The organism is Streptomyces sp. MZ04 (genome assembly GCF_004684775.1).
Classification (GTDB): Bacteria; Actinomycetota; Actinomycetes; order Streptomycetales; family Streptomycetaceae; genus Streptomyces.
This window is the reverse complement of sequence record NZ_SRIC01000323.1, coordinates 1-8,753: the sequence shown is the minus strand read 5'-3', so window position 1 is coordinate 8,753 and position 8,753 is coordinate 1. Positions and strand designations below refer to the sequence as shown.

Annotated in this window: 7 protein-coding genes; 4 read left to right on the top strand and 3 right to left on the bottom strand. The window is 71.7% G+C overall.

Going from position 1 to position 8,753, the window contains the following annotated elements:
- Positions 1-290 (top strand): electron transfer flavoprotein subunit alpha/FixB family protein (locus E2651_RS37670; RefSeq protein ID WP_135335776.1); only part of this gene is annotated, 290 nt, incomplete at its 5' end.
- A 92-nt stretch (positions 291-382) separates the two neighbouring features.
- Here E2651_RS37670 and E2651_RS37665 read toward each other — a convergent pair.
- Positions 383-1,279, bottom strand: a complete 897-nt coding sequence (locus tag E2651_RS37665) for an endonuclease/exonuclease/phosphatase family protein (protein ID WP_135335775.1) — start codon at positions 1,277-1,279, stop codon at positions 383-385.
- A 208-nt stretch (positions 1,280-1,487) separates the two neighbouring features.
- Here E2651_RS37665 and E2651_RS37660 point away from each other — a divergent pair, with 208 nt between their 5' ends.
- Entirely contained in the window at positions 1,488-2,780 is a 1,293-nt protein-coding gene (locus E2651_RS37660; protein WP_135335774.1) for an aldolase/citrate lyase family protein, read from the top strand.
- A 73-nt stretch (positions 2,781-2,853) separates the two neighbouring features.
- Positions 2,854-4,581, top strand: coding sequence for a serine/threonine-protein kinase (locus E2651_RS37655; protein WP_135335773.1), 1,728 nt, complete (start codon positions 2,854-2,856; stop codon positions 4,579-4,581).
- 31 nt (positions 4,582-4,612) lie between these two features.
- On the opposite strand, the gene E2651_RS37650 is transcribed toward E2651_RS37655, so the two are convergent.
- Positions 4,613-5,650 carry a LacI family DNA-binding transcriptional regulator gene (locus tag E2651_RS37650; RefSeq protein WP_135335772.1) on the bottom strand — a complete coding sequence of 346 codons (1,038 nt, stop codon included), beginning with the start codon at positions 5,648-5,650 and terminating at the stop codon, positions 4,613-4,615.
- 129 nt (positions 5,651-5,779) lie between these two features.
- Between E2651_RS37650 and E2651_RS37645 the strand changes: the two genes are divergently transcribed.
- Positions 5,780-6,760, top strand: a complete 981-nt coding sequence (locus tag E2651_RS37645) for an ROK family protein (RefSeq protein WP_135335771.1) — start codon at positions 5,780-5,782, stop codon at positions 6,758-6,760.
- 49 nt (positions 6,761-6,809) lie between these two features.
- On the opposite strand, the gene E2651_RS37640 is transcribed toward E2651_RS37645, so the two are convergent.
- A partial coding sequence (locus E2651_RS37640; protein ID WP_135335770.1) for an NPCBM/NEW2 domain-containing protein occupies positions 6,810-8,753 on the bottom strand: 1,944 nt, incomplete at its 5' end.

Below are 8,753 nucleotides of genomic sequence, written 5' to 3'. Positions count from 1 at the left end.
GCCTGGGTGCGGCCGTGGGTGCCTCGCGTGCCGCGGTGGACGCGGGCTGGTACCCGCACTCCAACCAGGTCGGCCAGACCGGCAAGAGTGTCTCGCCGCAGCTGTACATCGCCTCCGGCATCTCGGGTGCGATCCAGCACCGTGCGGGCATGCAGACCTCCAAGACGATCGTGGCGATCAACAAGGACGCCGAGGCGCCGATCTTCGACCTCGTCGACTACGGCGTCGTCGGCGACCTCTTCGACGTCGTCCCCGCCCTCACCGAAGAGGTCAAGACCCGCAAGGGCTGAGCTTCTTGAGCTGAGTGCTTCGGCTTGAGCTGAGAGCTCCAGCTGTACGAGGCCCCCGTCCGCGCCCCGCGCGATGGCGGGGGCCTCGTGCGTCACAGCGTCAGGCTCGCCTGCACCGGCAGGTGGTCGCTCGGGAACTGTCCGTTGAGGGCGAACGTGTTGATCGTCGCCGAGTGGACGTGGACGCCCGGCGTCGCCAGGATCCAGTCGATGCGGTCGCCGTCCGGGGTGAGCGGCTTGTAGCCGTGGAACGTGGCGTACGCCTTGCTGCGCTCGTCCGCCGTGTCCCAGGTGTCGACGAGACCTGCGCCCAGCATGGTGTCGTAGACCGGATTCTTGTGGGCGGCCACATTGAAGTCGCCCGTCACGAGGCGCGGCAGGGACGGCTCGAGGCGGCCGATGCGTTCGGAAATCAAACTCGCGGCACGCGTGCGTGCGTACTGACTGGCGTTGTCGAGGTGGGTGTTGAGGACGTACAGCTCGGTGTCGGTGCGCAGGTCGTGGAAGCGGACCCAGGTGACCATGCGGATGGAGCCGCCGCCCCAGGTGTTGGAGCCGATGACGTCCGGGGTGTCCGAGAGCCAGTAGTGGTCGTACTCGACCGGGGCGAGCCTGCGGGTGTCGTAGTAGACGGTCATGAACTCGTCGCGGCTGCCGCCCGCACGGCCGGTGCCGATCCAGTCGTAGTGCGCGCCCAGGTCGGCGGCGATGTCGCGTACCTGCTGGTAGAGGCCTTCCTGGGTGCCGATGACGTGCGGGCGCGCGCGGCGCAGCAGCTCCCGGGTCGCCGGGCGGCGGTCGGCCCAGGTGTTGGGCGGCGTGGTGCTCGCGTAGCGGAGGTTGAACGACATGACCTCCAGACGGCGCCCGGCGCGCTCCACCGCGCGCGCGGGCGACGCGGAGAGCGCTGAGGTGATCAAGGGGACCGCCGCGGCGGCGAGTACGGTCTGCAGGCCGAGGCGGCGGGTCACGCGGGAGTCGGTCGGCACGCGGTCTCCTTCGGTGGGTGGCGGTCAGCATGGGGTGCGCGCGGGGAAGTGCGGAAGCAGGATCTGAGACAGGAGTGAACGGCCGCGGTCCGGCAGACGAGAGGGTGTTGACCAGCGGGAAGGTCGACGGATAACTTCGCTATACGGATTGTTGATTCCGTGAAGCGGAAATGCCGGGCGCGGCGCCGAGCGTGTGGAGGATGCAGGAATGGGTCAGCAAGAGCAGGTGGCAACGAGCCTCGCCGGTGCGGTCAGCGAGGGCATCAGCGCTTCCCTCGCCCCGGTGGACGCTGAGCTCGAGCGCGCCTACCCCGGAGACCCAGGCACCCGCCAGCCCGTCCACACCGTGTACGTCCCCGGCGAGGCCTTCGCCGCCGACACCATCCGCAGCTGGGGCGACCAGGCCCTGACCGCGCTCGACGAGCACGCCCCGGACGCGGCCTCCTTCGCCGCCGTACTCGGCCTGACCGACGATCTCGCCGAGCCCGTCTACAGCCGCGTGCGCGCCAAGCTGGAGCGCGAGCCCATCGAGGACCTGCGCATCGACTTCGAGGACGGCTACAAGGGCAAGGACGAGGACCAGGACGCGGCCCGCGCCGCCCGCCTGGTGGCCGAGGCCTACAAGAACGGCACGGCGGCCCCGTACATGGGCATCCGTATGAAGTGCATGGAAGCGGCGGTCCGCGACCGTGGCATTCGTACCCTCGACATCTTCCTCTCCGGTCTCATGGAGGCCGGCGGTCTCCCCGACGGCCTCGTCCTGACCCTGCCCAAGGTGACGTACCCCGAGCAGGTCACCGCCATGGTGCGCCTCCTGGAGGAGTTCGAGAAGGCGCGCGGCCTGGAGGCGGGCCGGATCGGCTTCGAGATCCAGATCGAGACCAGCCAGTCCATCCTCGCCACCGACGGCACCGCCGCCGTCGCCCGGATGATCCAGGCCGCCGAGGGCCGTGCCACCGGCCTGCACTACGGCACCTTCGACTACAGCGCCTGCCTCGGCGTCAGCGCCGCCTACCAGGCCAGCGACCACCCGGCCGCCGACCACGCCAAGGCGGTCATGCAGGTCGCGGCGGCCGGCACCGGCGTACGCGTCTCCGACGGCTCCACCAACGTCCTGCCGGTCGGCTCGACCGCGAACGTGCACGAGGCCTGGCGGCTGCACTTCGGCCTCACCCGGCGCGCCCTGGCCCGCGCCTACTACCAGGGCTGGGACATGCACCCGGGCCACATCCCGACGCGGTACGCGGCCGTGATCGCGTTCTACCGCGAGGGCTTCGAGCGGGCCGCCGCGCGCCTCTCCGCCTACGCGGGGCATCACGAGGGCGGCGCGGTCGCGGACGAGCCCGCGACCGCGAAGGCGCTGGCCGGCTATCTGCTGCGCGGCCTGGACTGCGGCGCCCTCGACACCGCCGAGGTCACCCGCGGCACCGGCCTCACGCTGGCCGGTCTGCAGTCCTTCGCGGGCCCCCGCCGCGGCGACCTCACGGCCAACGCCAAGTAACTCCGGCACGCGCTGTCACCCCTGCCCCGTACCCTGTAGCCCACGGAAGTGGCGTCACAGGAACGGGGCAGCGGTGTCTTCGGGGGATCAGGAACAGCCGGGCGGGGTCGGCAGACTCCTCGCCGGGCGCTATCGCGTCGTGGCGCAGCTCGGTCGGGGCGGCATGGGCGTCGTCTGGCGCGCGGCCGACGAGGTCCTTCACCGCGAGGTCGCGGTCAAGGAGCTGCGTACGTACTCGGACGCGGCCGGGCCCGAGCTGGCCGACCTGCGCGTGCGGATGCAGCGTGAGGCCCGCGCGGCCGCCCGCGTCCGGCACCCCGGAGTCGTCGCCGTGCACGACGTGGCGGAGGTCGACGGGCGGCCCCTCATCGTCATGGAGCTCATCGAAGGACCGTCCCTTGACGACGTCCTTCGCGACCGCGGCACCCTCGACCCCCGTGAGGCCGCGGCCATCGGCGCCAAGGTCATGGAGGCGCTCGCCGCCGCCCACCGCGCCGGCGTCCTGCACCGCGACGTGAAGCCCGGCAACATCCTCCTGGAGTCCGGCGGCGGCCGCGTCGTCCTCACCGACTTCGGCATCGCCACGATGGACGACCCCGCCGACGGCTCGTCCACGCACCTCACCCGCAGCGGCGAGCTCGTCGGTTCCCTGGACTATCTGGCCCCCGAGCGCGCCCAGGGCCATGACCCGGGCCCCGCCTCCGACGTCTGGGCGCTCGGCGCCACTCTGTACGCGGCGGTCGAGGGATCGTCGCCCTTCCGCCGTACGTCGACGTGGTCCACGCTCACCGCGATCGTCACCGACCCGCTGCCCGAGCCGCAGCGCGCGGGCCCGCTGACGCCCGTACTGCAACAGCTGATGCACAAGGACCCGCAGGCGCGGCCGGACGCCGGTCAGGCGGTGCTGCTGCTCGCCGACGCGGCCGGCAGCGGCGCGGTCACGACGGCGCTGCGCGAGCCCGCGCCGCAGCCGAGACAGACCACCGAGCGGAGCATCCCGAGCGGGCCGCCGCCGGGTTTCGGGCCGCCGCTGCCCGACCCCGCGGCATCGGCTGCCGCGCCGCACGCCGCGGCCCTGGTCCCGCCGCCGTCCCCCGCGGCCCCGCGGCAGCCCAAGCGCCCGCGCCGCGGCCGCGCCCTGCTCGCCGCGGCGGCCGTCACCGTCGTACTGGCCGCGACCGGCGTCACCGTGGCCCTCCTCAACAACGGGGGAGAGGACGGAAACCGGGCGCAGGGCCCCGCGTCCCCCGGCGACACGGCCGAGCCGGAGCCGGACAACAGCCGTGGCTCGCTGGACGGCACGCGCGCTCCCAAGCCGTCGAAGCAGGGTGACGAGAAGTCCCGCGAGCCGGACGCGAAGCCGTCGGACAAAGACGACCCGAAGTCCACCGTCAAGCCGACGAGCCGTCCCAAGCCCTCGACCGAGCCGACCGAGGACGCGGGCACGACCGGCGGCGGCTCCGGCGGCTCCGGCAGCTCGGACGGCGGCACATCGGGCGGCGGCGACCCGGCCCCCGAGCCCGTCTGCCACGCCACGGGCGGCGGCAAGTACGACTGCTCGGTGTGGCGCACCGCCAAGTCGTACACCGCGTCGGGCACCGAGGCGGGCGTACTGAACGCGGGCACCAACTACTTCTACTGTCAGCAGAACCTCGGCCGCCGCGAGACGTACGGCGAGTGGACGAACGTCTGGTGGGCCAAGACGGACGACGACAGCGGCAACACGAACGTGTTCATCAGCGACGTCTACATCAAGGGCGGCGACAACGACAAGCCGCTGCCGGGCCTTCCCGTCTGCTGACACATCGGCGCTGTCGACGCACCGTCAACCCTCAGCCCGCGGGCGGCAGTTCGCCCGACCCCCGGGTGATCAGCCGGGTGGGCAGCTCGATGCGCTCCGGAGCGTCGGACGCGCCGTCAAGCTGCCGGAACAGGCGCTCGGCCGCGGTCCTGCCCAGCTGCGCGGCGTCCTGGGCGACGACGGTCACGCCCGGCTGCAGCAGATCCGCGAGCTCGATGTCGTCGAAGCCGACGAGCGCCACCGGGCGGGAGAGCCCGGCGAGGACACGGACGACCGTCACCGTCACCCGGTTGTTGCCCGCGAAGATCGCCGTCACGGGGTCCGGTCCGCTCAGCATCGCCTCCGTGGCCGGTCCGACGCGCTCGGGGGCGGTCGCGCCGAGGGACACCCACTCCTCGTCGACGGGGATGCCCGCGTCCTCCATGGCGGCGCGATAGCCCCGCAGGCGCTCTATGGCCGTATGGATCCGCGGCTGGTCACCGATGAAGCCGATGCGGCGGTGACCGTGGGCGATGAGATGGGCGACGCCGTCCCGCGCGCCGCCGAAGCTGTCGGAGAGCACCACATCGGCGTCGATCTTCCCGGCGGGACGGTCGACGAAGACGGTGGCGACACCGGCGGCGATCTCCGGCTCCAGATAGCGGTGGTCGTCACCGGCCGGGATGACGACGAGCCCGTCGACCCGGCGTGCGCACAGCGCGAGCACCAACTCCTGCTCCCGGTCCGGGTCCTCGGCGCTCGAACCGTTGATCAGGAGCGCGCCGTGGGCGCGGGCGACCTCTTCCACGGCGCGGCTGAGCGGGCCGTAGAAAGGGTCGGCGAGATCCTCCAGGACGAGGCCGATGCTGGCGGTGCGGCCCTTGCGCAGGACCCGCGCGCTGTCGTTGCGGCGAAAGCCCAGGGCCTCGATGGCCTCCTGGACGCGGCGTTCGGTGTCCGGGGTGACTCCCGGTTCGCCGTTCACGACACGGGAGACCGTCTTGAGGCCCACTCCGGCGCGCGCGGCGACGTCCTTCATCGTCGGACGGGAGCCGTATCGGTTCTCGGGGCGGCGAGCGGTCTCGGCCACGGTGCGCTGTCCTGTCGTCGGCGGAAATGATGTGGCGTCGAGCATAGAACCTGGACAACGTTGTCAGATGCAAGAGAGACTGTCCATCGCACTCTCCGGCCTGCCCTTTCACCAGGAGATCTGACACTGATGCACACGGACCTCGTCGCCGCACTCGACATCGGCGGCACCAAGATCGCCGGCGCCCTGGTGGACGAGCACGGCCGGATCCTGCTGCGCGCCCAGCGGCCGACGCCCGCGCGCGAGGACGGCGACACCGTGATGCGGGCGGTCGAAGAGGTCGTCGCCGAGCTCCGGAGCTCCCCGCTGTGGGGCCGCGCCCGTGCCGTGGGCATCGGCAGCGCGGGCCCCGTGGACGCGTCGGCGGGCACGGTCAGCCCCGTCAACGTCCCCGGCTGGCGAGGCTATCCCCTGGTCGAGCGGGTGCGGGCGGCGGCCGCTGGGCTGCCCGTCGAACTCGTCGGCGACGGCGTGGCGATGACGGCGGCCGAGCACTGGCAGGGCGCGGCCCGCGGCCACGACAACGCCCTGTGCATGGTGGTCTCCACCGGCGTCGGCGGCGGCCTCATCCTCGGCGGCGCACTGCACCCCGGCCCCACCGGCAACGCGGGCCACATCGGTCACATCAGCGTGGACCTCGACGGCGACCCCTGCCCCTGCGGTGCGCGCGGCTGCGTCGAACGCATAGCGAGCGGCCCGAACATCGCGCGCCGCGCCCTGGACGGTGGCTGGCGCCCCGGCCCGGACGGCGACACCTCCGCCGCCGCGGTCGCCGTCGCCGCCCGGGCCGGCGACCCGGTGGCCCTCGCCTCCTTCGCCCGCGCGGCCAGAGCGCTGGCCGCCGGGATCGCCGCGACGGCGACGCTCGTCGAGATCGACATCGCCGTCATCGGCGGCGGCGTGGCGAAGGCGGGCGACGTCCTCTTCACACCCCTGCGCCGAGCCCTGCGCGACTACGCCACACTGTCCTTCGTACGCGAACTCACCGTGGCCCCCGCGCTGATGAGCACGGACGCGGGTCTGGTGGGTGCGGCGGCGGCCGCGCTCGGCGGCAAGCGGCTGAGCGTGGCGCCGACGCAGACTACGGTCCTCGAGAGCCGGACGGGCTGAAGGCTTCGGGCCCGCCTCCGGGGAGTATCCAGCCCGTCCGGCCCACGGCTCAGCAGCTCAATGCCGGCTCCGCCCAGTCCGCGTGATCGGAGTCGGTCCCGTCACCACCGTCGGTGACGACGAGCCGTACCGTCTGCGCACCGCTCACGTCGGCCGACAGGCCCTGCGCGGGCTGGACATTGGTCAGTACGCCCGTCGACGCGGCCTTCTTGCCGTCGGCCCAGATCTCGAAGGCGACCGAACCCTTGAGGCCCTTCTCGTCGTCGACACCCACCTTGGCCGTGACCTTCTCGCAGGCCCCGCCGGTGTAGTACTCGATGCTGCTCGACGCGTGCGCACCGAGCCCCTTGGCGTACACCACCCCGTTGACGGTCATCGGATTGCCGTCGCCGGCCGCGCTCTCGCCGTTGCTGGTGTCCCTCTCGACCGGACCCCAGCCGTTGGCCGTGGAGAGCCACGGCAGGTCGCTCATCGCCGAACTGCCCGCGGGCGGGGCCACGACGACATGCGCCGTCAGGGGCAGCGTGCTCTGGGCGCGGGTGCCGGAGGGGGATCGATAGGCGGTCTTGATCGTCAGGTCGTACGCTCCCGGCGACGCGCCCTGAGGCGCGGTGACCGACCATTTCGTACTGAGGGACTTGCCGGTGCCCAGGGAGCTCGCGGTCGACGGCGACTTCGCCTTGATCTGCCAGCCGGACGGTCCGCTGATGGCGGCCGTCACCTGCTGCGCGGGTGTGCGGCCGAGGTTGGTGACCTTCGACGTCAGCTCGGTCGGCTTGCCGGCCTCCATGAACGGTGCGCCGCCCAGGCCGAGTTCGACGGCGGGCGGCTGCTGTGCCCACTTGCCGTCCGCCGACACCCGCAGCAGTACGGTGCCGTGCGCGGGGACGGTCGCCGAGATCGCGCCCGCCGTGTTGTAGCTCTTGTGCTGCCAGAGGTCCCGCAGCGTGTAGCCGTCCGCGTCCGGGAGGCCGACGGCCTTCGCCGACGTGGCGATCGACTGGGCGCTGCCCGTCTCGTTGAAGAGCGCGACGGCCCGGCTGCCGTCCTTCATCTCCTTGGCGACGACCCACCGGCCGCCCTCGGAGGAGAGCACCTTGCCCTGCTTGCCCAGCGGATCCTGGTCGACGGCGATGACTTCCTTGTTGGAGATGATCTCGAAGGTCTCGGGCGTGGCTTTGCGCAGGTCCGAGCCGATGAGCAGCGGCGCCGCCATGACGGACCACATCGAGAAGTGCGTGCGGTACTCGGTGTCCGTCATCCCGCCGTTGCCGACCTCGAGCATGTCCGGGTCGTTCCAGTGCCCCGGACTCGCGTGCTCGGCGAGCGGCAGGTTCTGCTTCATGATCGACAGCATCGAGCTCCAGTTGTCGCTGATGTCGCCGGTGGTGCGCCAGAGATGGCCGACGTCGGAGGCCCACTCCCAGGGCTTGTTCTCGCCCCACTCGCAGATGCTGTAGACGATGGGGCGGCCGGTGGCCTTCAGCGCGTCGCGCATCGCGATGTACCGCTTCTTGGCGTCGACGCCTTGGTTGTTGCAGTTGTCGTACTTGAGGTAGTCGACGCCCCAGTCGGCGAACTGCTGTGCGTCGCTGACCTCGTGGCCGAGCGCTCCGGGGAAGCCGATGTCGCTGCAGGTCTTGGTGCCGGCGCTGGTGTAGATGCCGAGCTTCAGCCCCTTGGAGTGGACATAGTCGGCAACTGCCTTGATTCCATTGGGGAATCGCTTGGGGTCGGGGACCAGTTTGCCGTTCGCGTCCCGTTCGGGCAGCGCCCAGCAGTCGTCGAGATTGACGTACTGATAGCCGGCGTCCTTGAGGCCCTTCTCGACGAAGATGTCCGCGATCCCCTTGACCATCGCCTCGTCGAACTCGGCCCTGCAGTGGGTGGAGTTCCAGTTGTTGAAGCCCATGGGCGGGGTGAGGGCGAGGTCGCCGGGAAGCTTCGAGTCGGCATTGGCCGAGGGAGCGGGGGCCGGAGCGGGGGCCGGAGC